Genomic DNA, 22648 nt, shown 5'->3' on the forward strand with positions numbered 1-22648 from the left:
AAGCCCGACTGTCATTTCAGCCGGGCTTTTGGCTTTATCGTGTCAGCGAGGCGGAAATAATATCCAGCGCTTTACGGAACTGCGCTTCGGGGATGGTGAGCGGGTAGAGGAAGCGGATAACGTTGCCGTAGACGCCGCAACTCAAAAGCAGCAGCCCTTCGTTCAACGCGCGCTCCTGAACCTGACGGGTAAATTCCGGCGACGGCTGTCCGGTTTGCGGATCGGTAAATTCCACCGCCACCATCGAGCCCTGTCCACGGATATCGGCGATCCAGGGACAGCCATCCTTCGCTTTATTCAGCACCTCGACAAGATGATGGCCGAGATGAGACGCGCGCGTGCAGAGATCTTCCTCGTCAATCACGTCCAGCACCGCATGGGCCGCCGCAATCGCCAGCGGGTTACCCGCGTAGGTGCCGCCCAGTCCGCCCGGAGCGGGCGCGTCCATCACCTCTGCCCGGCCAGAGACGGCAGAGAGCGGCATTCCGCCCGCCAGGCTTTTCGCCATGGTGATCAGATCGGGCTTCACGCAGTGGTTTTCCATGGAGAATAGCTTGCCGGTACGGGCGAAGCCGGTTTGCACTTCGTCGGCGATCAGTAAAATCCCGTGGGTATCGCACAGGGCACGCAGCGCCTGCATAAAATCAGCGGGCGCGACGTTGAATCCGCCCTCGCCCTGAACCGGTTCAATAATGATTGCCGCCACCTGATCGGGCGCGATATCGGCTTTGAAGATGCGCTCCAGGCTTTTTAACGCTTCGGCGGTACTGACGCCGTGCAGGTTGTTGGGGAATTGCGCGTGGTACACCGAGCCGGGGAACGGGCCGAAGCCGAGCTTATAGGGCGCCACTTTGCCGGTCAGCGCCATGGTCATAAAGGTACGGCCGTGGAACGCGCCGCCGAAGGTGATAAGGCCGGGACGTCTGGTGTACGCCCGGGCAATTTTCACCGCATTTTCGACCGCTTCTGCACCCGTTGAGAAAAAGGCGGTTTTGGCTGGCCCCTCTATGGGTACGCGCTGGTTGATGCGCTCGGCAAGCGCCACATAACCTTCATAGGGGACGATCTGGTAAGCGGTATGGGTAAAGGCATGAAGCTGTTTTTCGATGGCGGCGATAACTTTAGGATGGCGATGCCCGGTATTCAGCACGGCGATCCCGGCGGCAAAATCAATATACTCGTTACCTTCTACGTCCCACACCGTGGCGTTTTCGGCTTTATCGGCATAGAAGTTACACATGACGCCGATACCGCGCGGCGTCGCCTGTAAACGCCGGTCGTTCAGTTCGTTATTTTTCACCCTGTCACCCTCTGAATGTCGCCTGCTTAGCGCATCAGTAAGTGTTTGCCAGGGGGAAGAAATTCGCCAGAGCGGGCGCTAAAAAAACAAAACCCCCAGACTCTCATCCAGGGGTTCTCGGTGTACTTCGAGGAAATTACGCTTCGATAGCGGCGCGAAGTTTTTTCATGGCGTTCTTCTCAAGCTGACGCACACGTTCAGCGGAGACGCCGTAGCGGTCGGCCAGTTCCTGCAACGTGGACTTGTTATCTTCGTCCAGCCAGCGGGCACGGATGATATCCTGGCTACGCTCGTCGAGGCCTTCCATCGCGAAGGTCAGCTTGTTTGCCGCCTGGTCTTCCCAGTTATCCTCTTCAATGCCGTCAGCAAAGTTAGAGGTTTTATCCTGCAGATACAGGACCGGGGCCATCGGCTGGCTGTCGGAGGCATCGTCGTCGGCAGACATATCAAACGTCATGTCCTGCGCGGCCATTCGGGATTCCATCTCGCGGACGTCTTTGCTGGAAACACCCAGCTCGCGCGCCACCATTTCCACTTCATCCTGATTGAACCAGCCCAGACGCTGCTTGGTTTTACGCAGGTTGAAGAACAGTTTGCGCTGCGCTTTCGTCGTAGCGACTTTCACAATACGCCAGTTACGCAGGACGTATTCGTGAATTTCCGCTTTGATCCAGTGCACGGCGAAGGAGACGAGTCGCACACCCACTTCCGGGTTGAAGCGACGTACCGCCTTCATCAGGCCAATGTTACCTTCCTGAATCAGGTCCGCCTGCGGCAGGCCGTAGCCCGCATAATTACGAGCAACGTGAACAACAAAGCGCAGGTGAGACAGGATCAGCGTTTTAGCTGCTTCCAGATCGCCCTGGTAATGCAGCTTTTCAGCAAGCTCCTTTTCTTCCTCAGCCGTTAACATCGGCCAGGTGTTCGCAGCCCGGATGTAAGATTCCAGGTTACCAACAGGGGCTAAAGCTAAAGTTTGCATTTCTTTGGTCATTCATTCCTCTCAATGTTTCTTCTGGTCCAGGTTGTCCCCGTCAGGCAACAACCATGCCAAAGCGTTTGAGCAACGAGATTAGCATTCACTCTTTTATCAGACAGTGATTTTATCCACAAGTTCCAGGTGCAACAGTGAATAAATTACGCACAAAATGTGACATGAAGATGATTACAGGGGAAGAGACAACAGGGACGCTTTCCCTGCAAGCGAACATCTCGGTGCAGGGAAAGATTATATCACGCTTTTATTAGTCGGGAGTAAAGTGGCGTAAATGTTGAACCGTTGCCAGCCATGCCGCCACCCAGCCGATCATGGAGCAGACCAGCAGCAACAGCAGGCACTCATCGAACCCTAAGCCACTGATATCAAACTTCGTTCCGAAAACCTGCGCCACCTCGGTGACGGCAGACGACAGCCGCATCACCAAAATTTCTGACAAAATCAATGAAAGAAATGCACCAGAAAAACCTAATAACGCGCCGCCATAGAGGAACGGGCGGAGGATGAAACCATCCGTTGCGCCAATCAGTTTCTGCACGTTGATGGTATCGCGACGGGCGAAGATGCTCAGGCGCACGCTGTTACCGATGACGAGGAACACCGCCGCCACCATCAGCACGCCGATCATCGCCGATACGCGCCCCACCAGCCCGGTCAGGGCGGCAAGACGGGCAAACCAGCTGTCGTCCATGCGCACTTCATCAATCCCATTGATGCGGGTAATGCGGTCGCGCAGGGTGTTGAGCGAATCGGTGCCCTGGAAATCGAGCTTCGGGATCACCACCGCCACGGCGGGCAGCGGGTTCTCTTCCAGCATATCCAGCGCGCCGCCGAACCCGGACCAGTTGCGGAATTCGCCCAGCGCTTCATCGCGGGAAAGATAGTTCACTTTCTCCACGCCCTGCTCGGCCTGAATCTGCCCCACTACCTGAGCCGCCGCGTTATCGTCGAGGGCTTTATCCAGATAAACGGTAATCTGCGGCGACGGATAGTACTGGGACGCCGCCTGGTTCACGTTTTTGTAAACCATGTAGCAGACGCTCGGCAGCGTCAGGGAGATGGCAATCACCATCACCGTCAGGAACGTCGCCAGCGGTTTGCTTTTTAGATCCTGCAACGCGCCCTGGAAGGCGTAGCGCACCTGTTCGTTGAAGACGTTGGTTTTACGGGAGTTCGGTTTCGGTGTCGCTTTGGCACGCTTAGGCGCATGGCGATTGCCGTCCCCGCCGCCCTGAGGCTTGCGGAAACGGTCAAACCGGTTGCTGAACTGCCGAATCTGGTTCATTGCATCACGCTTATTCACCGTGGCCTCCGTGCAAATGCCCGTCGCTCAGGGTCAGCATGCGGTACGAACGGCGTGAGATCAGCCCCATGTCGTGCGTCGCCATCAGTACCGTGACCCCCACGCGGTTAAATTCCTCAAACAGACGCAGGATCCCTTCAGAGAGGGCATCGTCCAGGTTACCGGTCGGTTCATCCGCCAGCAAGACGGCAGGCTTGTTCACCACCGCACGGGCGATGCCCACGCGCTGCTGCTCACCGCCGGAGAGCTGGATCGGGAAGTTCTTCGCTTTGTCCAGCAGCCCGACCTTATCCAGCGCCGCCGAAACGCGTCGGCGGATATCATCGTAACTGGCGCCGGCAATAATCAGCGGGATCGCGACGTTATCGAAAACCGTGCGATCCATCAGCAGGTGGTGATCCTGGAAAATCATGCCAATCTGACGACGCAGGAACGGCACTTCACGGTTCTTAAGACGGCTAATTTCATGGCCGCTGAACCAGATTTTCCCGGCACTTGGCCGCTCGATCCCACAGATCAGCTTGAGCAGGGTACTTTTCCCCGCGCCGGAATGGCCGGTCAGGAATGCCATCTCGCCTGGCTGGAGGTGGAATGTTACCCCCTGCAGCGCTTGTCTCCCGCCGAGATAGGCCTTGCTGACGTGTTCAAAGCGAATCATTGTTAGTCCTCTCGGGCAAATAGTGCCTCAATAAAGTCGTCCGCTTTAAACGGACGTAAATCCTCAATACGCTCGCCCACACCGATATAACGGATAGGAATGCCGAACTGGTCGGCCACGGAGAAGATCACCCCGCCTTTCGCGGTGCCGTCCAGCTTGGTCAGCGTGATCCCGGTCAGTCCTACCGCTTCATTGAACAGCTTCGCCTGGCTGATGGCGTTCTGTCCGGTGCTGGCGTCGATAGTCAGCATAATTTCATGCGGTGCATCTTCGTCCAGCTTCTTCATGACGCGAACGATTTTCTTCAGCTCTTCCATCAGGTGCGATTTGTTCTGCAAACGCCCTGCGGTATCTGCAATCAGCACGTCCACGTTACGCGACTTCGCCGCCTGGATGGCATCGAAAATCACGGACGCGGAATCCGCGCCGGTGTGCTGGGCAATGACCGGAATATTGTTGCGCTGGCCCCACACCTGGAGCTGTTCCACCGCTGCCGCACGGAAGGTATCGCCCGCCGCCAGCATCACCGATTTGCCCTGCTGCTCAAACTGGCGCGCCAGCTTGCCGATGGTGGTGGTTTTACCCACGCCGTTGACGCCAACCATCAGAATAACAAAGGGCATTTTGCCTTCAATATTAAGCGGTTCGTCAACTTTTGCGAGAATTTCACCCATCTCGTCTTTCAGCAGGCCGTACAGCGCCTCGGCGTCACGCAGCTGTTTGCGGTTCGCTCCTTCGGTCAGGTTGGCGATGATTTTCCGGGTGGTCTCCACGCCCACGTCCGCAATCAGCAGTTGCTCTTCCAGCTCCTCAAACAGATCGTCGTCGATCTTCTTGCCGCGGAACAGACTGATAAATCCGGAACCTAAGTTTTCTTTGGTTTTGAGCAGGCTGCGCTTCAGGCGCGCGAAGAAACCTTCTTTGGTCGGTTTTTCCTGCTCCTGAACGATCTCTTCTTCGGCCTGCTCTTCCACCGGCACGACGATGACCGCTTCTTCAGCCGCTTCCGCCGCCAGCGCCTGGGCCTCCAGCTCTTCGTCGGTCAGCTCTGGCTCAAGGGCCGCTTCTTCTTCCACTGCCTCAACAATTTCAACGGTTTCCGCTTCGGCCTGCCACTCTTCGGCAGAAACCTCTTCAGCTTTCACCTCTTCCGGCAGCGGCAGCGCTTCGTGTTCGATAGCGGCCTGCGGCGCTTCGGTAAGGGTTTCAACGATAACCGGCTCTGGTTTTTCGCTCTCCTGAACCTGTTCGGTAACCTCAACCACCTCTTCGGCAAAGGATTCAATCTCTTCTTTGCTGTGGGCTGGCTCTTCCGCTTCGACAACCGCAGCGGTTTCGACAGGCGTTTCAGGCTGTGACTGCTCTTCTACAACCTGCTGTTCTTCGGTTTTCTGTTCTGTTTCTTGCTCTTTTTCACCGAAACCCAACCAGGAAAAGAAGCCACGTTTTTTTTGTTTTGCCATCTGCGACTACACTCCTCGCGGCGCTATATACAGGGAAGCTAAAAAAATGATGAAATAGTCTAACACTTTACTTAATTGACATCACCGCCCGCAATCGCAGGGCATTGTTAACAGAGCTTTCCTGAGATGAAGAAACCCACCCGCGCCCCGGCCGGTCAAATTCGCATTATCGGCGGTCAGTGGCGAGGCCGGAAATTACCGGTGCCGGACAGCCCCGGTTTACGCCCTACCACGGACCGCGTTCGCGAGACGCTGTTTAACTGGCTCGCCCCGTCAATGGTAGACGCCCATTGCCTGGACTGCTTCGCCGGAAGCGGTGCATTAGGGCTGGAAGCGCTGTCGCGCTATGCTGCGAGCGCCACGTTGCTGGAGATGGAGCGCGGCGTCGCGCAGACGTTGCAGCAAAATTTGGCTACGCTGAAAGCAACCAACGCCAAAGTGGTGAATACCAACACGCTGAGCTTCCTCGCGCAACAGGGGACGCCGTTCAACGTGGTGTTTGTTGACCCGCCGTTCCGTAAAGGGCTGCTGGAAGAGACATTATCGTTGCTGGAAAAAAATGGCTGGCTGGCAGACGACGCGCTGATTTACGTTGAAAGCGAAGTGGAAAATGGTCTGCCGTCCGTTCCCGTTCACTGGGATCTGCACCGCGAGAAGGTCGCCGGCCAGGTGGCTTATCGTCTGTATCACCGTCAGGCACAAGGAGGATCCGATGCCAGTACTGATTAACGTAGGGCGCTTGCTGATGCTGGGCGTCTGGGCATTTTTGATTTTGAATCTGGTGCACCCGTTCCCGCGTCCGCTGAATATCTTCATTAACGTGGCGCTGATTTTCACCGCGTTCATGCATGCCTTGCAGATGGTGATGCTGAAAAACGGACTGCCGAAAGATAGCCCACCGATGACCGGCTGGCAGCAGCTACGGGTGTTTATTTTCGGCGTATTTGAGCTGCTGGTGTGGATGAAGAAGTTTAAGGCGCAGGTGAAGAAGTAACCCCCTCACCCTAACCCTCTCCTCGAAGGGGAGAGGGGACGCTTACACCCTCTCCCCTTCGGGGAGAGGGCCGGGGTGAGGGGAAAATTACTGCTCCGGTTCAAACCCTTCAAACCGCGACCCTTTGTAGCTCAGCGTGCCTTTCTCCCCCACCGTCAACTGGTGGTACTGCTGCGCCTCCAGTCTGAAGGTCATCTCCAGCCCGCCGGTTTCCGGCTTAAAGCTCGCTTCATAGCGCATCGTTGTGCCCGCAGGCGTCACCTGCTGCTGGCGGGATCGGCGGTCATTAAGCGGTTTCTCGCGCTTGTTCGTCACCACCACGCGCTTTTGCATCAGCGGCGCGGCATCGTTGTCGGCCTTCTCACGGCGCTGCTGCACGAAGCGAAACGAGGCGGCAATGACGATAATCGCCAGCACGACAATAAAAAACAGCGGCATCTTGCTCATTGAAAAATCCCATCAGATTATGCGGAATTCAGGATACCTCGCCTGCCCCGGCATTGCCAAACGCCCGCTCGCGTCACTACACTGGATCAGAAACTGATCATTCAGCCTCAACAGTTACAGGGAGTTAATATGCTTTGGTCATTTATCGCTGTCTGTTTTTCCGCATGGCTTTACGTCGATGCGTCTTACCGTGGCCCAGCCTGGCAGCGCTGGTTGTTTAAACCCGTCACGCTATTGCTCCTGCTGTTGCTTGCCTGGCAGGCACCGATGTTTAACGCCATCAGCTATCTTGTCCTCGCGGGGCTGTGTGCGTCCCTGATTGGCGATGCCTTAACCCTGCTGCCGCGCCAGCGTCTGCTGTACGCCGTGGGGGCATTCTTCCTGTCGCATCTGCTCTATACCATCTACTTTGCCAGCCAGATGACGCTCTCCATCTTCTGGCCGCTGCCGCTGGTGCTGCTGGTGATTGGCGCCCTGCTGATCGCGGTGATCTGGTCGCGTCTGGAAGAGATGCGTCTGCCGGTGTGTACGTTTATCGCCATGACGCTGGTGATGGTGTGGCTGGCAGGCGAGCTGTGGTTCTTCCGTCCGACAGCGCCTGCGATGTCCGCGTTCTTCGGTGCCGCACTGTTGCTGTTGGGTAACATCGTCTGGCTGGGCAGCCACTATCGCCGCCGCTTCCGTGCGGATAATGCGATTTCTGCCGCCTGTTACTTTGCCGGACACTTCCTGATTGTGCGTTCACTGTATATCTAAATAACGCTTGACTCTGGAGTCGACTCCAGAGTGTATGCTGCGGTTAATGAGAAAATTATCATTACCGGAGACTGCCATGTCGACTCCAGAAATACCTAAAAAAGTTCCCAAATTCTCGGCACTTAAGCTCAGCCCGGTTCCGCCAAAAGAGGACTGCTGCTGCGAGGGCGCATGCGAAACGCAAACTCAAACGCTGCCTGAAAGCGGCAATCACTACAGCTGGGTCGTCAACGGCATGGACTGCGCGGCCTGCGCCCGCAAAGTGGAAAACGCGGTGAAGCAGGTGCCGGGCGTGAGCCACGTTCAGGTGCTGTTCGCTACCGAAAAGCTGCTGGTCAGCGCCGAAAACGACGTCAGCAGACAGGTTGAAGCCGCCGTCAGCAAAGCGGGTTATACCCTGCGCAGCGAAACGGCGCCCGCAGAAAAAACGTCCCCGCTAAAAGAAAACCTGCCCCTTATCACCCTCATCATCATGATGGCCCTGAGCTGGGGGCTGGAGCAGATCAACCACCCGTTCGGCAACCTGGCGTTTATCGCCACCACGCTGGTTGGCCTGTTCCCGATTGCCCGTCAGGCGCTGCGTCTGATGAGAAGCGGCAGCTGGTTTGCCATCGAAACGCTGATGAGCGTGGCGGCTATCGGGGCGCTGTTTATTGGCGCGACGGCGGAAGCGGCGATGGTGCTGCTGCTGTTCTTAATTGGCGAACGCCTTGAGGGCTGGGCGGCGAGCCGGGCGCGTAAAGGGGTGAGCGCGCTGATGGCGCTAAAGCCGGAAACCGCCACGCGGGTTATTGATGGTCAGCGTGAAACGGTCGCCATCAACACCCTGCGCCCGGGTGACGTGATTGAAGTGCCCGCAGGCGGACGTCTGCCAGCCGATGGGGCCCTCGTTACCGCCACCGCAAGTTTTGACGAAAGTGCCCTGACCGGGGAATCCATCCCGGTTGCGCGCGCGGCGGGTGAAAAGGTGCCTGCGGGCGCCACCAGCGTCGACCGACTGGTGCAGTTGACGGTCCTTTCCGAACCGGGCGACAGCGCCATCGACCGCATCCTCAGGCTGATTGAAGACGCCGAGGAGCGCCGCGCGCCAGTAGAACGCTTTATCGATCGCTTCAGCCGGATTTACACCCCCGCCATCATGCTGGTGGCGCTGCTGGTCACCGTCGTCCCGCCGCTGTTCTTCGGCGCGCCGTGGGAGGGCTGGATTTACAAAGGGCTGACGCTGCTGCTGATCGGCTGTCCGTGTGCGCTGGTGATCTCCACCCCGGCGGCGATTACCTCCGGGCTGGCGGCGGCGGCACGTCGCGGGGCGCTGATTAAGGGCGGCGCGGCGCTGGAACAGCTGAGCCAGGTCCAGCACATCGCCTTCGATAAAACCGGCACGCTGACCGTCGGCAGGCCGCAGGTGACCGGCGTGTATCCGCAGGACATCAGTGAAGACGCCCTGCTGACGCTGGCCGCTGCCGTGGAGCAGGGTTCCACCCACCCTCTGGCGCAGGCGATTGTGCGTGAAGCACAGCGCCGCGGGCTGAACATCCCTCCGGCAACGGCCCAGCGAGCGCTGGTCGGGTCAGGGATTGAAGCTGTGGTCGAAGGCAAAAAAGTGCTGATCGCCGCGGCGGACGCGCGCTCTACTCCACAGGTTGAGGCGCTGGAGCAGGCCGGGCAGACGGTCATTACCGTGATGCAGGACGGTGTGCCGATGGGCATGCTGGCGCTGCGCGACACCCTGCGTGACGATGCGAAAGACGCCGTCGACGCGCTACACAGGCTGGGAGTACAGGGCGTGATCCTGACCGGCGATAATCCGCGCGCGGCGGCGGCGATTGCAGGCGCGCTGGGGCTGGAGTTTAAGGCCGGATTGTTGCCTGCGGATAAAGTCAGCGCGGTAACCGAGCTGAACAGCAACGCCCCGCTGGCGATGGTCGGGGACGGAATAAACGATGCCCCGGCAATGAAAGCTTCCAGCATCGGCATTGCGATGGGCAGCGGCACCGACGTGGCACTGGAGACCGCCGATGCGGCGCTGACGCACAACCGCCTGACCGGGCTGGCGCAGATGATAGAACTTGCGCGGGCGACGCGCGCCAATATTCGGCAGAACATCGGCATTGCGCTGGGTCTGAAGGGGATTTTCCTGATCACCACGCTGCTCGGCATGACCGGACTGTGGCTGGCGGTACTGGCGGATACGGGGGCGACGGTGCTGGTTACGGCGAACGCGTTGCGGTTGTTGCGTCAAAGGTAAAAGTGAAACGGCAACCGGGTTGCCGTTTCTCGTGTTTGCCCCCTCTCCCCGCGGGAGAGGGCCGGGGTGAGGGCATCAGGCCGCACGCGTCAATGCATCCCTAACAGCCCCGGCAACCACAATGAAATCGCCGGAATGTACGTCACCATCCCCAGCACGACCAGCAACATACCGTAAAACGGCAGCATCGCCCGCACCACGTGTTCGATCTTCTGCTTACTCACCGCGCTCGCCACAAACAGCACCGACCCGACCGGCGGCGTGATCAGCCCAATCCCCAGGTTAACCATCATGATCATCCCAAAATGCACCGGGTCGATACCCAGTGCATTGGTCACCGGCAGCAGCACCGGCGTGAGGATCAGGATGATAGGCGCCATGTCCATCAGCGTGCCAATCAGCAGCAGCATGATGTTGAGGTACATGAGGATCACGTACTTGTTATCGGAGAGCGATGTGAAGAATTCGGTGATGCGCATCGGCAGTTGCATGTAGGTCATCACCGCCCCAAACGCCGCGGCAAAGCCGATTAAAATCATCACGATGGTGACGGTTTTCACCGTGCGGCACATCAGCTTCGGCAGTTCGCTCCACTTGTAGTCGCGGTAGATAAACATGGTGACGAAGAACGCCCACAGACAGGCCACGGCGGCAGATTCGGTGGCGGTAAAAATCCCGGACAAGATCCCACCTAGGATAATCACCACCGTCATCAGCCCCCACAGGGCATCGAGCATAATTTTCAGCGCCTGCCTGAACGGGATTTTGTCCCCCTTCGGGTAGCCGCGCTTGCGGGCGAAGCACAGGCAGAGCACCATCAGGCTCACCCCCAGCAGCAGGCCCGGCAGCACGCCCGCGATAAACAGCGTGGCGATGGAGACCGTTCCCCCCGCCGCCAGGGAGTAAATCACCGAGTTGTGGCTGGGCGGGATCAGAATCGCCTGCACCGACCCGCTGGCCGTCACCGCCGCCGCGTATTCGCGCGGATAACCCTTCTTCTCCATCTCCGGGATCATCACGCTGCCGATAGACGCCGTATCCGCCACCGACGAGCCGGAAATCGCGCCGAAGAACGTCGAGGCGACAATGTTCACCAGCGACAGCCCACCGCGGATAAAGCCGACGAACACGTAGGCGAAATTCACCAGCCGTCGGGCAATGCCCCCTTCCGCCATGATCGCCCCGGCAAGAATGAAGAACGGGATTGCCAGCAGGGTAAATTTATTGACCCCGCTGGTGATCTGGATCATCAGCGCCTCCAGCGGCAGGTCAATCCACAGCGCGCCCGCCACGGCGCTTAAGCCGACGGCGAAGGCCACCGGCATCCCCAGCGCCAGCAAAATGGCGAGGGTGAATAACAAAACAAAAGCATCCATTGTTCACCCCTTAACTGTGATTGCCGATCAGCACGACCGGACGGTTTTCCTGCGAGCCAAACAGCAGGCGTTCAAGCACAAACAGGATCAAAATGGCCGACCCGACAGGCAGAGGCAGATAGCTTTCGCCGGAGGTCAGGAGCGGAAACTCCGCCACCGGCTGCTCCCACAGCTCGACGCACAGCCAGTAGCTGTACCAGCACATCAGGCCAGAAATAAGCAGCATCAGCAGATCCACTACCCGCGCGCACAGCCTTTGCAGCGACGCGGGCAGGCGGTCGGTAAGCATGTTGACCGCAATATGCGACCCGGCGCGGTAGCTTACCGCCGCGCCGATGAAGGTAAACGTCACCATGCAGATAATGGCGATCGGTTCCGGCCAGGATTCGCCGCGATTGAGCACGTAGCGTGAGAAGATGCCGATGGGGATCACTATCGTCATCACCAGCAGCGAGAGACCCGCCACCGCCATGGCGAGCAGGTACAGACGATCCATCCACTTCAGGTAGAGTTCGGACATACGTACTCCGGATTACTGAACGTCAGCGATGGCTTTCATCAGATCCTGATGCTTGTCGCCATACTGCGCGCGCACCGGCTCAGTGGCTTTGATGAACACCGTTTTGTCGATATCGTGGAACTGCACGCCGCCAGCCTTCATTTTTGCCAGCGCCTGGTCGTTATACGCATTCCACAGCTTGCGCTGCTCGAACTGCGCTTCGCGGGCCAGCGTCAGGATCTTTTGCTGTTCGTCAGCGCTGAGCTTGTCCCATTTCACTTTGGAGTAGAGCAGCATTTCCGGAGTGATAAAGTGGCCGCTCAGCGTGTAGTTTTTGGCGATCGGCATGTAGTTGTGGGCGATAAAGGTTGGCGGGTTGTTCTCCGCGCCATCGATCACCCCGGTCTGCATGCCGCTGTAAACCTCGCTGACGCCCATCGCCACCGAGTTCGCCCCCATCGCTTTCAGCGTGGCCAGCGCCACCGGGCTACCCTGGACGCGGATCTTCTTCCCTTTCAGGTCTTCCGGTTTAACGATTGGCTCTTTGGTGATCAGGTTGCGGGTGCCGGAATCCATCCAGCCGAGGAAGACCAGGCGCGATTTCGGGTTGGCGGTCAGCTTGTCGCCAATCTGCTTGCCGATATCCCCGTCGATCACCTTGTGCATGTGGTCTTCATCGCGGAATACGTAGGGCAGCGTAAACACTTCGATATCCGGCAGGATGGCGGCAACCGGCGCCATAGAGACGCGGATCATGTCTATCGCCCCCATCTGCGCCTGCTCAATCATCTGCTTTTCATCCCCCAGCACGCCGCCGGGGAAGACCTTAATCTCCAGCTTGCCATCGGTTTGTTGTTTGAGTTTTTCACCCATCTGCTGAACCGCCACCACGTTCGGGTAGCCTTCAGGATGCACATCGGCGGCTTTGATGGTCTGGGCAGAAACGGTGCAGGCAAAAGCAGACAGGCACAGAGCAGCCAGTAACGGCTTGAGGGTCGTTTTCATTGAGTCAACTCCAGGGTAGTGAAATAAGCGTTAAAACGATGTTTTAGTTTTTGACGTTTAAAAATTAGACTACGGCTGGAAAAAGGAGGGTGAAGCGCCTCACAAAAAGCGCGAAATTTTGAAACGATGGTTTAGAAAGGTTTTCGCCCTCTCACTTTGGGCTGAGGGTTCCCCACAAATTAATGCGAGCACTGAGCAATCCCCTCGCCACTCCGGGGAGAGGGTTAGGGTGAGGGGAACATACGGCGGTGGTGGTCATTTCGTTCACTTTATGTTCCTTGCTACTCTGTAACGACATGACCGGTGAACGTGCCAGGGTGGCTCAGTCGCCACCACCCTGGCGACCCGGGCTCCCGGCGGTAAATCGCCGCTTCGCGGTGCCCTCGGCTTATTCCTTCCGGCTTATCGGGTACGGGCGGAGGCAACGTCCCTGTAAAGCCGCCCTCTCGGCGCATCCCTGCGCCTCGCCCCGGCCTGCAGGAAACGCCTCAGCGATTTACAGCCGGACCAGGGCATCGCTGACAGCCCTCAGTCATTTAGAAAGCAACTTTATTGCTTCTGCATAAAAAATTACTGGGGATCCCTCAGCCCTTTGGGAGAGGGCCGGGGTGAGGGCTTACCCCTTACGAATCAAATACCGGTACGGCAAGGTCTCGGTTTGCTGCGCTACCAGTTCATGTTCCATAAAGGTACAAAAACCGGGAATATCGCGGGTAGTGGCCGGGTCATCGGCGACGATCAGCAGCGTTTCGCCGCTCTGCATGTTACGGACGGTCTTACGCACCATCATTACCGGCTCCGGGCAACGGAGGCCCTGAGCATCAAGCGTGTGGTCTGGGCTGGAAAACAGGTCGGTCATGTTCTTCTCGTTCAGGTAAAAACGGCTGTAGTTTACGCCCCGCTATCGCCAATGCAAACCAGGTTAACGATTGCGTGAAAATTAGCCATTGCAAAGTGTCGTCAAAGCAGTATCATGCGGCGGCTTTATTGGGTTCCCTCACCCCAAATATTAATCAAAAAGGTACAATATGAACTCCTTTACACAATCGCAGCGCGTCAAGGCGTTGTTCTGGCTTTCGCTATTTCATCTGCTGGTGATCATCTCCAGTAACTATCTGGTACAGCTCCCCATCTCCATTTTTGGTTTCCATACCACCTGGGGCGCGTTCAGTTTCCCGTTTATTTTCCTTGCGACGGATTTAACCGTGCGTATTTTTGGCGCACCGCTGGCGCGGCGGATTATTTTTGCGGTGATGATCCCGGCACTGTTTGTCTCCTACGCCATCTCCTCGCTGTTTTACATGGGAAGCTGGCAGGGCTTCGAAGCCCTGACGCATTTCAACCTGTTCGTCGCGCGTATTGCCGCCGCCAGCTTTATGGCCTATGCTCTGGGGCAGATCCTCGATGTCCACGTGTTTAACCGCCTGCGTCAGAACCATCGCTGGTGGATGGCGCCAACGGCCTCCACGCTGTTCGGTAACGTGAGCGATACGGTGGCCTTCTTCTTCATCGCCTTCTGGCGCAGCCCGGACGCCTTCATGGCAGAACACTGGATGGAAATCGCTCTGGTGGACTACGCCTTTAAGGTGCTTATCAGCCTGGTCTTCTTCCTGCCGATGTACGGCGTGCTGTTGAATATGCTGCTGAAAAGACTGGCAGATAAATCTGAAATCTCCGCATTGCAGGCAGGTTAAGGGTTCGCTTTATCAGTTGTGATAAGATGAACGAATGAGCCGCTATGGCCGTTTATCGAAAGGAAGAAGTCAATGCGCAATCTGGTTAAATATGTCGGGATTGGCCTGCTGGTTGTTGGCCTTGCAGCCTGTGATAACAGCGACACCAAAACGCCTGCTCAGGGCGCGTCAGCAGAAAGCAACGCCACCGGTCAGCCGGTGAGCCTGATGGATGGCAAACTCAGTTTCTCTCTGCCCGCGGACATGACCGATCAGAGCGGTAAGCTGGGCACCCAGGCGAACAACATGCACGTCTACTCCGATGCCACCGGGCAAAAAGCAGTCATTGTGATTGTCGGTGACGATACCAGCGAAGATCTGGGTGTGCTGTCCAAACGTCTGGAAGATCAGCAGCGCAGCCGCGACCCGCAGCTTCAGGTGGTGACCAATAAGTCTATCGAGCTGAAAGGCCACACGCTGCAACAGCTGGACAGCATCATCTCCGCCAAAGGCCAGACCGCTTACTCCTCCGTGGTTCTCGGCAAGGTAGATAATAAACTGCTAACCATGCAGATCACTCTGCCTGCAGATAATCAGCAAAAAGCGCAGGCAACCGCTGAAAACATCATTAACACCCTCGTGATCCAGTAATCGTTCACCAGGATGACGTGGCCTCCGTCGCTTGCGCCGGGGGCCATTTTTTTTCCATGACTTTAAGACTAACGCTCCAGACGAAGCGAATCCGGCGCACTACAATTAGCAAGCCCCCCGGAAAAAGGAATTCTTATGACTGCCAGCCCGCCCGACAAAGCCGGACTTCATATTTTATTAAAACTCGCCTGCCTGGTGGTTATCCTTGCGGGTATCCATGCGGCGGCGGATATCATTGTTCAGCTTCTGCTGGCGCTGTTTTTCGCCATCGTCCTCAACCCGCTGGTGACGTGGTTTTTACGCCGGGGCATCAGCCGCCCGGTCGCGATTACCATTGTGGTGATGGTGATGCTGGTTGTCCTGACGGCGCTGTTCGGCGTGCTCGCCGCCTCGCTGAGCGAATTTTCCACCATGCTGCCGCAGTACAATAAAGAGCTGACGCGCAAGCTGGTCGATCTCCAGCGCATGTTGCCGTTCGTTAATCTGCATATCTCACCGGAACGGATGCTGCGCCGGATGGATTCCGAGAAGGTGATGACCTACGCCACCACGTTGATGACCGGGCTTTCCGGGGCAATGGCCAGCATTCTGCTGCTGGTGATGACGGTGGTGTTTATGCTGTTCGAAGTGCGCCACGTGCCGTATAAGCTGCGTTTTGCCCTGAACAATCCGCAGATCCACATTGCCGGCTTGCATCGCGCGCTGAAGGGTGTGTCCAAATATCTGGCGCTGAAAACGCTGTTAAGCCTGTGGACCGGCGTGATCGTCTGGCTGGGGCTGGTGCTGCTGGACGTGCAGTTCGCGCTGATGTGGGGCGTGCTGGCGTTTTTACTGAACTACGTGCCCAATATCGGCGCGGTGCTTTCTGCCGTTCCGCCGATGATCCAGGCGTTCCTGTTTAACGGTTTTTATGAGTGCATGCTGGTAGGAGCGCTGTTCCTCGTCGTGCATATGGTGCTGGGCAATATTCTCGAACCGCGCATGATGGGTCACCGTCTGGGCATGTCGACGATGGTGGTGTTTTTATCGTTACTGATCTGGGGATGGCTGCTGGGACCGGTGGGCATGTTGCTCTCCGTGCCGCTCACCAGCGTCTGTAAAATCTGGATGGAAACCACGAAAGGAGGCAGTAAACTCGCCATTCTGCTGGGTCCGGGTCGGCCAAAAAGCCGTTTGCCGGGATAACCGGGTGGAAAGGGTTAAAAGTGACGTTTATTCGCCAGCGCGACGACAACATTGTACGATGTGCGCAGCAAATCGCGCTGGCGAAGAAAAAGTCACAGAAACAGGTTTATCGCGGACGCGCGTAGATGAAATTTACACTTACCCTTATCGACTGGCAGGCAAGAGCGCCAGGACTCAGCGATGCCGACGAATGGCAGGCATGGTCACGCCGGTCTGACGCCATCGATCCTGATGCACCGCTGGCGAAACTGACCGATCTGCCGATGATGACCGCCCGCCGCCTGAATTCAGGCAGCAAGCTGGCCGTTGATCTTGGCCTGATGATGCTGCGCAAACACCGCATCGACGCCGTCGTCTACAGCAGCCGTCACGGGGAGCTGGAACGCAATTTTCGTATTCTCCAGGCCCTGGCGACAGATCAGCCCGTTTCCCCCACCGATTTTGCCATGTCGGTACACAACTCGGCGGTCGGCAATCTCACTATCGCCGCGCGTCAGCCGGTTGTCTCTTCGTCGGTTTCCGCCGGTATGGATACCTTCCAGCAGAGCTTATGCGAGGTGCTGAGCCTGCTGCATGCGGGCTACTCACGCGTGTTGCTGGTAGATTTCGACGGTCAGCTGCCGGAGTTTTATCACGCCGGGCTGCCGCCGCAGATGCCCGTCTGGCCCTACGCGCTGGCGCTGGTAATTGAGGCCGGAAATACGCTCAGCTGTGAAACGCACGCCAACCGCAGGCCTGAAGAGCCCGCGCTGCCGCAAAGCCTGCAGTTCCTGCGCCATTACCTGCGGGACGAGCGCCAGTTTACGCTGCCGGGCGAGCGCCTGCTGTGGCAATGGACGCGCCAATGAGAGGGTTACGTTCCCGCCTCGATCGGGTATGGCGCATGCTGATGACCGGATTGTGCTTCGCCCTGTTCGGCCTCGGCGGGCTGACGCTGTCGCTGGTGTGGTTTAACCTGCTGCTGATTTTCCAGCGTGACCGCACTCAACGTCGCCGCCTGGCACGCCGCACTATTTCTGCCAGTTTCCGCCTGTTCCTCGCGGTGGTACGCGGTGTAGGGGTACTGGATTACCGTTTCAACAACCTGGACGTTTTGCGCGCCGAGCGAGGCTGTCTGGTGATTGCGAACCATCCCTCGCTGCTGGACTACGTTTTGCTGGCGTCGGTGATGAACGAAACTGACTGTCTGGTGAAAAGCGCGTTGCTGCGTAACCCGTTCGTCAGCGGCGTGATCCGCGCGGCGGACTATCTGATTAACAGCGAAGCCGACACGCTGCTTGCCGCAAGCCAGCAGCGTCTGGCCCAGGGCGACACCCTGCTTATCTTCCCTGAAGGCACCCGCACCCGGGTGGGGGAAGCCATTACCCTGCAACGTGGGGCGGCGAATATCGCCGTTCGCTGCAACAGCGCCGTGCGCGTGGTGGTGATCCACTGTAGCGAACGGATGCTGGATAAACAGAGCAACTGGTATAACGTGCCCCCCAACAAACCTGTTTTCACCGTGGATGTTCGCGAACGCATCAACATTCATGATTTTTATGATGCGAGTCAGCACGAACCGGCGCTGGCAGCAAGGCAGTTAAACCGGCATATGCAGCATCAGTTAACAACCGGTCTTCAATCTTTGTCAGGAACGAAAGATGCAAGCGCTCTATCTTGAAATTAAGAATCTCATTATCTCTACGCTGAATCTGGAAGAACTTACCCCAGAGGATATTGATACAGACGCCGCGCTCTTTGGCGACGGCCTCGGTCTGGACTCAATCGACGCCCTTGAGCTGGGGCTGGCGGTAAAAAATCAGTACGGCGTAGTGCTTTCTGCCGAAAGTGACGAGATGCGTCAGCACTTCTATTCCGTTGCCACGCTCGCGGCTTTTATTCATCAACAACGCGCCTGAGAATGACCGCTATGACAGAACAACAAACGATTTATCAGGAAGTCTCTGCGCTTCTTATTACGCTGTTTGAAGTCGCCCCGGAGGATATTACCCCTGAGGCACGGCTTTACGAGGATCTGGATCTCGACAGCATTGATGCCGTCGATATGGTAGTGCACCTGCAAAAGAAAACGGGCCATAAAATCAAGCCCGAAACCTTCAAAGCGGTGCGCACGGTGCAGGACGTCGTGGACGTTGTGGAACAGCTTCAGCGCGACGCGTAACGTGCGTTCGATTCCAGTTCTTCCCGCCCTGACGGGGCTGATGCTGCTGGCATGGCCGTTTTTGATCGGCTTTGGGCTGGCAAATAATAGCCTGCACGGGATACTGCCCGTGATGGCGCTGGTGCTGCTGTTACGCGTCTGCCAGGCCCGTCGGCAGGGCGGTCCCCTGCGTTATCTTTTCGTGAGCGTGGCGCTGGCTGGCATAGCGCTTTGCGCGGCGAGCTACGTCCTGCACGCGCACCAGTGGGTGCTGTTTTATCCGGTGGTGGTGAATCTGGTGATGCTGGTGGTGTTTGGTGGTTCGCTGTGGACGGCAATGCCTGTCGTTGAACGGCTGGCGCGCCTGCGTGAACCGGACCTCTCCCCCGTCGGGGTACGTTACACGCGCCGGGTTACCCAGGTCTGGTGCGGCTTTTTTATTATTAACGGGGCGATCGCGCTGTTTACCGTATTACACGCCGATATCCGTCTGTGGACGCTGTGGAACGGGATGATTGCCTATCTCCTGATGGGCACGCTGATGGCCGGCGAGTGGCTGGTGCGACAACGGGTGATGAAAAACGATGCTTAACCCTCTCCCGCTTAGCCAGTGGCTCAGTGCCCCCCGCCCTGACGACACCCCTGTCGCCTGGCAGGACAACCATCTCTGGACGCTTGGCGATCTGCGCCACGATGTCACTCAGCTGGTCGACACGCTGCGTGATGAAGAAGGCGAGCGCTGGGCGCTGTGCATCGAAAACGGCTATCTGTTTATTGTCGCGCTGCTGGCGACGCTGCATGCGGGTAAAACGCCGGTCCTCCCCGGGCACAGCCGGGCGGCACAGCTTAACGAACAGCGGGCGCTGTTCAGCGGCGTCCTGAGCGACACCACGCTCGATTTTCAGGGGCGACAGCTGCGGGTGGCTTCCGTTCAGCGGGCAGGCCATCCCTTTTCACCGCTGCCTGCCATCGATGAGATGCGCACGATCGAGCTTTACACCTCCGGCTCGACCGGCAAGCCGCAGCGGGTGAGTAAGCCGGTGGTCAGCCTGGATCGTGAGGCTCGTCTGCTGGCGGAACATTTTGGCGATCGTCTGGCAGGCTGTCACGTCGTCGCTTCCGTGGTGCTGCACCACCTGTATGGCCTGACGTTTCGTGTCGTCTTACCCATGGCGCTCGGCCTGCCGCTGCACGCCAGCCTGCTCAACTATGCCGAGCAGCTCTCTGCCCTTCCCGACGATAAACGCTATCTTTTCATCAGCAGTCCGGCGTTTCTCAAGCGGCTGGACGCGTCACTGACGCCGCCCCCCGTCAACCTGCTCGTCTCCGCAGGCGGCGCGCTGCCCTGGCAGGAGGTCGCTGCGGTTCAGGCCTGGCTCAACGTCTGGCCGGATGAAATATACGGCAGCACGGAAACAGGCGTAATGGCCTGGCGCAACCGTCAGGAGGAAAGCATCCGCTGGCAGCCTTTCCCCGGCGTGACGTTTCACGGCGATCGCGTGACGTCGCCGCTGATCCCCGAGGCGGAGGGGGTCCTGCTGGATGATATCCTGCACTTCACGGCTGACGGGCAGTTCAGCCTCGTCGGGCGCCGCGGTCGGGTGGTCAAAATTGAAGATAAGCGCATTTCGCTCGATGACATTGAGCGCCGCCTGCTGGCGCTGGACGGCATCCGCGAAGCCGCCGCGCTGACGGTGACGCGCGGCGGGCGTCAGGGTATTGGCGTATTGCTGGTGCTGAATGAAGCGGTGCGTCAGCAACACGAACAGAGCAAAAAAGCGCAGGAGCTCGCCTGGCGTCGCGCCCTTCGCCCCTGGCTTGAACCGGTTGCCGTACCGCGCTACTGGCGGATCGTTGATGAAATTCCGGTCAACAGCATGAACAAGCGCGTAACTGCGCAGCTACAGGAGTTGTTTCATGAAAATCCCTGAAATCGAACGACGCGAGCCTGGCCCCGGGTATCTGGAGATAACCCTTTATCTTGATCCTGACCTGCTCTGGTTTAAGGGACATTTCGCCGTACAGCCGCTGCTGCCGGGCGTGGCCCAGCTCGACCGGGTGATGCATTACGCTGCCGCGCTGGCGCCGGGCTACCGTTTTCACAGTATTCAGAACGTGAAGTTCGCCGCCCCGCTGTTGCCGGAGAACACGGTCACGCTGCTCCTTGCCTGGCAGCCCGAACGCCAGATGCTGACCTTTAGCTACCAGCGCCATGCGGGTAACGAGCGCCACACCGCCAGCAGCGGGAAGATTCGCCTATGTCAGTAACCTTCCGTCCCTGCGTCCTGATCCCGTGCTACAACCACGGGGCGATGATGGCTTCGGTGCTGGCGCGCCTGGCGCCTTTCGATCTGCCCTGTCTGGTGGTGGACGACGGCAGCGATGAAACCACGCGCCGCACGCTTGAAGCGCTGGCGGCGGATCGTCCGCAGGTCACGCTGCTGCGCCTCGCCGAAAACAGCGGCAAAGGCGCGGCAGTGATGCAGGAGCTGAAAGCCTGTGCCGATCGCGGCTTCACCCACGCCGTTCAGGTGGACGCTGACGGCCAGCACGCTATTGAAGACATCCCCAAACTGCTGGCGCTGGCCGAACGCCATCCCGATGCGCTCATTTCCGGTCAGCCCGTTTATGATGACTCGATCCCCCGTTCGCGCCTGTACGGGCGCTGGATAACGCACGTCTGGGTCTGGATTGAAACCCTCTCCCTGCAACTGAAAGACAGCATGTGCGGGTTTCGCGTTTACCCGATAGCGCCGGTAATGCGCCTGGCGGCGGGCACGCCGCTCGGCAGGCGGATGGATTTTGATACTGAAGTGATGGTGCGCCTCTACTGGCAGGGCAACACGAGCTATTTTCTGCCCACCCGCGTGACCTATCCGCCGGACGGGGTATCCCATTTCGATGCCCTGAAAGACAACGTGCGCATCTCGTTGATGCATACCCGTCTGTTTCTCGGCATGCTGCCGCGCATTCCTTCCCTGCTGATGCGTCGCCGCTCGCAGCACTGGGCGCAGCAGCAGGAGGTGAAAGGATTATGGGGCATGCGCCTGATGCTGCGCGTCTGGCAGTTGCTGGGGCGAAAGGCGTTTACCATCCTGCTGTGGCCGGTTACGGCCGTCTACTGGCTGACCGCCCGCGCTGCGCGTCAGGCGTCGCAGCAGTGGCTGACGCGGGTTAAAACGGTGATGGCACAGCGGCAAATGCCGCAACCCGTACGGCTTAACAGTTTTTCCCACTTCCTGCGCTTCGGTCATGCCATGCTGAACAAAGTGGCCAGCTGGCGCGGCGAAATGAAGCTTCATCGCGATCTGGTCTTTGCGCCAGGCGCGCAGGAGGCGCTGGGTCTTGACGATCCTCAGGGCAAACTGCTGCTCGCGTCGCATCTTGGCGATGTGGAAGCCTGCCGGGCGCTGGCCCAGCGCGAAGGGGCGAAAACCATCAACGCGCTGGTCTTTAGCGACAATGCTCAGCGTTTTAAACAGGTGATGGAGGAGATGGCGCCGCAGGCGGGCATTCACCTGATGCCGGTCACCGACATTGGCCCGGAGACCGCCATCCTCATTAAAGAGAAGCTGGATCGCGGCGAATGGGTGGCGATCGTGGGCGATCGCATCGCCGTCACCCCGCAGCGCGGCGGCAGCTGGCGGGTGATATGGAGCGAATTTATGGGCCAGCCCGCGCCGTTCCCGCAGGGACCGTTTATCCTGGCGTCCCTATTGCGCTGCCCGGTGGTGCTGATTTTTGCCCTCTGCCAGCAGGGAAAGCTGACCCTGCACTGCGAGCCGTTTGCCGACCCGCTGCTGCTGCCACGCGGCGAACGCCAGCAGGCGCTACAGCAGACCGTCGATCGCTATGCGCAGCGGCTGGAGCATTACGCGCTCTTGTCGCCGCTCGACTGGTTTAATTTTTTCGATTTCTGGCAGCTGCCAGAGGTCAACGAGAAGGAGTAAAGG

The 22648-nt window shown here is 58.3% G+C and carries 25 protein-coding genes; 15 read left to right on the forward strand and 10 right to left on the reverse strand.

The features are described 5' to 3' along the window. Positions 1 to 34: 34 nt before the first annotated feature. The 5 genes from ACQG1K_RS20945 to ftsY all read right to left on the reverse strand — a co-directional run bounded on the left by ACQG1K_RS20945 (position 35) and on the right by ftsY (position 5721). A complete protein-coding gene (locus ACQG1K_RS20945) occupies positions 35 to 1300 on the reverse strand; it encodes a 4-aminobutyrate--2-oxoglutarate transaminase (protein WP_032626831.1) in 1266 nt (421 codons plus the stop codon). Positions 1301 to 1436: 136 nt separating this feature from the next. Next, positions 1437 to 2294, reverse strand: a complete 858-nt coding sequence (gene rpoH / locus ACQG1K_RS20950) for an RNA polymerase sigma factor RpoH (RefSeq protein ID WP_000159624.1) — start codon at positions 2292 to 2294, stop codon at positions 1437 to 1439. Between the two features lie 250 nt (positions 2295 to 2544). Continuing rightward, the gene (ftsX, locus tag ACQG1K_RS20955) at positions 2545 to 3600 is read right to left on the reverse strand and encodes a permease-like cell division protein FtsX (protein WP_022649667.1); all 1056 of its coding nucleotides are present in this window, start codon (positions 3598 to 3600) and stop codon (positions 2545 to 2547) included. Continuing rightward, positions 3593 to 4258 carry a cell division ATP-binding protein FtsE gene (gene ftsE, locus ACQG1K_RS20960; RefSeq protein WP_006812284.1) on the reverse strand — a complete coding sequence of 222 codons (666 nt, stop codon included), beginning with the start codon at positions 4256 to 4258 and terminating at the stop codon, positions 3593 to 3595. Before ftsE ends, ftsX begins: the two co-directional genes overlap by 8 nt. Before the next feature lie 2 nt (positions 4259 to 4260). Further along, positions 4261 to 5721 (reverse strand): signal recognition particle-docking protein FtsY, encoded by a 1461-nt coding sequence (gene ftsY / locus ACQG1K_RS20965; RefSeq protein ID WP_023298805.1) that lies wholly within the window; start codon positions 5719 to 5721, stop codon positions 4261 to 4263. Positions 5722 to 5847: 126 nt separating this feature from the next. On the opposite strand from ftsY, the gene rsmD reads away from it, so the two are divergent. Both rsmD and ACQG1K_RS20975 read left to right on the forward strand, forming a co-directional pair. Continuing rightward, complete coding sequence (gene rsmD / locus ACQG1K_RS20970) at positions 5848 to 6450, forward strand: 16S rRNA (guanine(966)-N(2))-methyltransferase (RefSeq protein WP_126315235.1); 603 nt, start codon at positions 5848 to 5850, stop codon at positions 6448 to 6450. Continuing rightward, positions 6434 to 6715, forward strand: coding sequence for a DUF1145 family protein (locus ACQG1K_RS20975; protein WP_022649670.1), 282 nt, complete (start codon positions 6434 to 6436; stop codon positions 6713 to 6715). Before rsmD ends, ACQG1K_RS20975 begins: the two co-directional genes overlap by 17 nt. Positions 6716 to 6802: 87 nt before the next feature. On the opposite strand, the gene ACQG1K_RS20980 is transcribed toward ACQG1K_RS20975, so the two are convergent. Further along, positions 6803 to 7162 (reverse strand): DUF2500 domain-containing protein, encoded by a 360-nt coding sequence (locus tag ACQG1K_RS20980; protein ID WP_022649671.1) that lies wholly within the window; start codon positions 7160 to 7162, stop codon positions 6803 to 6805. A 129-nt stretch (positions 7163 to 7291) separates the two neighbouring features. On the opposite strand from ACQG1K_RS20980, the gene ACQG1K_RS20985 reads away from it, so the two are divergent. After that, complete coding sequence (locus ACQG1K_RS20985) at positions 7292 to 7918, forward strand: lysoplasmalogenase (protein WP_022649672.1); 627 nt, start codon at positions 7292 to 7294, stop codon at positions 7916 to 7918. Between the two features lie 76 nt (positions 7919 to 7994). Further along, positions 7995 to 10166 (forward strand): Zn(II)/Cd(II)/Pb(II) translocating P-type ATPase ZntA, encoded by a 2172-nt coding sequence (gene zntA, locus ACQG1K_RS20990; protein ID WP_367075829.1) that lies wholly within the window; start codon positions 7995 to 7997, stop codon positions 10164 to 10166. A gap of 89 nt (positions 10167 to 10255) precedes the next feature. Here zntA and ACQG1K_RS20995 read toward each other — a convergent pair whose 3' ends face one another. From ACQG1K_RS20995 to tusA, 4 genes are all read right to left on the reverse strand, one after another. Next, positions 10256 to 11542: a TRAP transporter large permease gene (locus tag ACQG1K_RS20995; RefSeq protein WP_367075827.1), complete on the reverse strand. Its 1287-nt coding sequence runs from the start codon at positions 11540 to 11542 to the stop codon at positions 10256 to 10258. 10 nt (positions 11543 to 11552) lie between these two features. Next, on the reverse strand, positions 11553 to 12062 hold the full coding sequence (locus tag ACQG1K_RS21000; RefSeq protein ID WP_023298808.1) for a TRAP transporter small permease: 510 nt from the start codon (positions 12060 to 12062) through the stop codon (positions 11553 to 11555). 12 nt (positions 12063 to 12074) lie between these two features. Continuing rightward, positions 12075 to 13046, reverse strand: coding sequence for a TRAP transporter substrate-binding protein (locus ACQG1K_RS21005; protein ID WP_058677291.1), 972 nt, complete (start codon positions 13044 to 13046; stop codon positions 12075 to 12077). A gap of 616 nt (positions 13047 to 13662) precedes the next feature. Next, positions 13663 to 13905, reverse strand: coding sequence for a sulfurtransferase TusA (tusA, locus tag ACQG1K_RS21010; protein ID WP_000130627.1), 243 nt, complete (start codon positions 13903 to 13905; stop codon positions 13663 to 13665). 169 nt (positions 13906 to 14074) lie between these two features. On the opposite strand from tusA, the gene ACQG1K_RS21015 reads away from it, so the two are divergent. From ACQG1K_RS21015 to ACQG1K_RS21065, 11 genes are all read left to right on the forward strand, one after another. After that, a complete protein-coding gene (locus tag ACQG1K_RS21015) occupies positions 14075 to 14740 on the forward strand; it encodes a 7-cyano-7-deazaguanine/7-aminomethyl-7-deazaguanine transporter (RefSeq protein WP_367075824.1) in 666 nt (221 codons plus the stop codon). A gap of 72 nt (positions 14741 to 14812) precedes the next feature. Then, positions 14813 to 15370: a DcrB family lipoprotein gene (locus tag ACQG1K_RS21020; protein WP_022649677.1), complete on the forward strand. Its 558-nt coding sequence runs from the start codon at positions 14813 to 14815 to the stop codon at positions 15368 to 15370. A gap of 135 nt (positions 15371 to 15505) precedes the next feature. Further along, positions 15506 to 16555, forward strand: coding sequence for an AI-2E family transporter (locus ACQG1K_RS21025; protein ID WP_003861270.1), 1050 nt, complete (start codon positions 15506 to 15508; stop codon positions 16553 to 16555). Between the two features lie 125 nt (positions 16556 to 16680). Further along, a complete protein-coding gene (locus tag ACQG1K_RS21030; RefSeq protein ID WP_367075821.1) occupies positions 16681 to 17403 on the forward strand; it encodes a beta-ketoacyl synthase chain length factor in 723 nt (240 codons plus the stop codon). Further along, the gene (locus tag ACQG1K_RS21035) at positions 17400 to 18215 is read left to right on the forward strand and encodes a lysophospholipid acyltransferase family protein (RefSeq protein ID WP_058677289.1); all 816 of its coding nucleotides are present in this window, start codon (positions 17400 to 17402) and stop codon (positions 18213 to 18215) included. The genes ACQG1K_RS21030 and ACQG1K_RS21035 overlap by 4 nt, the downstream gene beginning before the upstream one ends. After that, positions 18196 to 18453: a phosphopantetheine-binding protein gene (locus ACQG1K_RS21040; RefSeq protein WP_003861263.1), complete on the forward strand. Its 258-nt coding sequence runs from the start codon at positions 18196 to 18198 to the stop codon at positions 18451 to 18453. The genes ACQG1K_RS21035 and ACQG1K_RS21040 overlap by 20 nt, the downstream gene beginning before the upstream one ends. Before the next feature lie 11 nt (positions 18454 to 18464). After that, positions 18465 to 18716 (forward strand): acyl carrier protein, encoded by a 252-nt coding sequence (locus ACQG1K_RS21045; protein ID WP_022649680.1) that lies wholly within the window; start codon positions 18465 to 18467, stop codon positions 18714 to 18716. Further along, the gene (locus tag ACQG1K_RS21050) at positions 18688 to 19287 is read left to right on the forward strand and encodes a hypothetical protein (RefSeq protein WP_045622193.1); all 600 of its coding nucleotides are present in this window, start codon (positions 18688 to 18690) and stop codon (positions 19285 to 19287) included. The genes ACQG1K_RS21045 and ACQG1K_RS21050 overlap by 29 nt, the downstream gene beginning before the upstream one ends. Next, positions 19280 to 20626: an AMP-binding protein gene (locus tag ACQG1K_RS21055; RefSeq protein WP_367075816.1), complete on the forward strand. Its 1347-nt coding sequence runs from the start codon at positions 19280 to 19282 to the stop codon at positions 20624 to 20626. The genes ACQG1K_RS21050 and ACQG1K_RS21055 overlap by 8 nt, the downstream gene beginning before the upstream one ends. After that, positions 20613 to 20963, forward strand: a complete 351-nt coding sequence (locus tag ACQG1K_RS21060) for a (3R)-hydroxymyristoyl-ACP dehydratase (protein WP_022649683.1) — start codon at positions 20613 to 20615, stop codon at positions 20961 to 20963. Before ACQG1K_RS21055 ends, ACQG1K_RS21060 begins: the two co-directional genes overlap by 14 nt. After that, positions 20954 to 22645, forward strand: a complete 1692-nt coding sequence (locus ACQG1K_RS21065; protein ID WP_367075814.1) for a glycosyltransferase family 2 protein — start codon at positions 20954 to 20956, stop codon at positions 22643 to 22645. Before ACQG1K_RS21060 ends, ACQG1K_RS21065 begins: the two co-directional genes overlap by 10 nt. Positions 22646 to 22648 lie beyond the last annotated feature (3 nt).

The organism is Enterobacter cloacae complex sp. 402C9, assembly GCF_050030745.1.
Taxonomy (GTDB): Bacteria; Pseudomonadota; Gammaproteobacteria; order Enterobacterales; family Enterobacteriaceae; genus Enterobacter; species Enterobacter intestinihominis.

Bases quoted from the DNA above. Each gene is read 5' to 3' on its own strand.
- ACQG1K_RS21055 (WP_367075816.1), top strand. From the start codon at position 19,280: ATGCTTAACCCTCTCCCGCTTAGCCAGTGGCTCAGTGCCCCCCGCCCT.
- ftsE (WP_006812284.1), bottom strand. From the start codon at position 4,258: ATGATTCGCTTTGAACACGTCAGCAAGGCCTATCTCGGCGGGAGACAA.
- ACQG1K_RS21000 (WP_023298808.1), bottom strand. From the start codon at position 12,062: ATGTCCGAACTCTACCTGAAGTGGATGGATCGTCTGTACCTGCTCGCC.
- ACQG1K_RS21045 (WP_022649680.1), top strand. From the start codon at position 18,465: ATGACAGAACAACAAACGATTTATCAGGAAGTCTCTGCGCTTCTTATT.
- ACQG1K_RS21015 (WP_367075824.1), top strand. From the start codon at position 14,075: ATGAACTCCTTTACACAATCGCAGCGCGTCAAGGCGTTGTTCTGGCTT.
- zntA (WP_367075829.1), top strand. From the start codon at position 7,995: ATGTCGACTCCAGAAATACCTAAAAAAGTTCCCAAATTCTCGGCACTT.
- ACQG1K_RS20985 (WP_022649672.1), top strand. From the start codon at position 7,292: ATGCTTTGGTCATTTATCGCTGTCTGTTTTTCCGCATGGCTTTACGTC.
- rsmD (WP_126315235.1), top strand. From the start codon at position 5,848: ATGAAGAAACCCACCCGCGCCCCGGCCGGTCAAATTCGCATTATCGGC.
- ftsY (WP_023298805.1), bottom strand. From the start codon at position 5,721: ATGGCAAAACAAAAAAAACGTGGCTTCTTTTCCTGGTTGGGTTTCGGT.
- ACQG1K_RS21025 (WP_003861270.1), top strand. From the start codon at position 15,506: ATGACTGCCAGCCCGCCCGACAAAGCCGGACTTCATATTTTATTAAAA.
- ACQG1K_RS21020 (WP_022649677.1), top strand. From the start codon at position 14,813: ATGCGCAATCTGGTTAAATATGTCGGGATTGGCCTGCTGGTTGTTGGC.
- rpoH (WP_000159624.1), bottom strand. From the start codon at position 2,294: ATGACCAAAGAAATGCAAACTTTAGCTTTAGCCCCTGTTGGTAACCTG.
- ACQG1K_RS20980 (WP_022649671.1), bottom strand. From the start codon at position 7,162: ATGAGCAAGATGCCGCTGTTTTTTATTGTCGTGCTGGCGATTATCGTC.
- ACQG1K_RS20995 (WP_367075827.1), bottom strand. From the start codon at position 11,542: ATGGATGCTTTTGTTTTGTTATTCACCCTCGCCATTTTGCTGGCGCTG.
- ACQG1K_RS21040 (WP_003861263.1), top strand. From the start codon at position 18,196: ATGCAAGCGCTCTATCTTGAAATTAAGAATCTCATTATCTCTACGCTG.
- ACQG1K_RS21030 (WP_367075821.1), top strand. From the start codon at position 16,681: ATGAAATTTACACTTACCCTTATCGACTGGCAGGCAAGAGCGCCAGGA.
- ACQG1K_RS20975 (WP_022649670.1), top strand. From the start codon at position 6,434: ATGCCAGTACTGATTAACGTAGGGCGCTTGCTGATGCTGGGCGTCTGG.
- tusA (WP_000130627.1), bottom strand. From the start codon at position 13,905: ATGACCGACCTGTTTTCCAGCCCAGACCACACGCTTGATGCTCAGGGC.
- ACQG1K_RS21035 (WP_058677289.1), top strand. From the start codon at position 17,400: ATGAGAGGGTTACGTTCCCGCCTCGATCGGGTATGGCGCATGCTGATG.
- ACQG1K_RS21005 (WP_058677291.1), bottom strand. From the start codon at position 13,046: ATGAAAACGACCCTCAAGCCGTTACTGGCTGCTCTGTGCCTGTCTGCT.
- ACQG1K_RS21060 (WP_022649683.1), top strand. From the start codon at position 20,613: ATGAAAATCCCTGAAATCGAACGACGCGAGCCTGGCCCCGGGTATCTG.
- ACQG1K_RS21065 (WP_367075814.1), top strand. From the start codon at position 20,954: ATGTCAGTAACCTTCCGTCCCTGCGTCCTGATCCCGTGCTACAACCAC.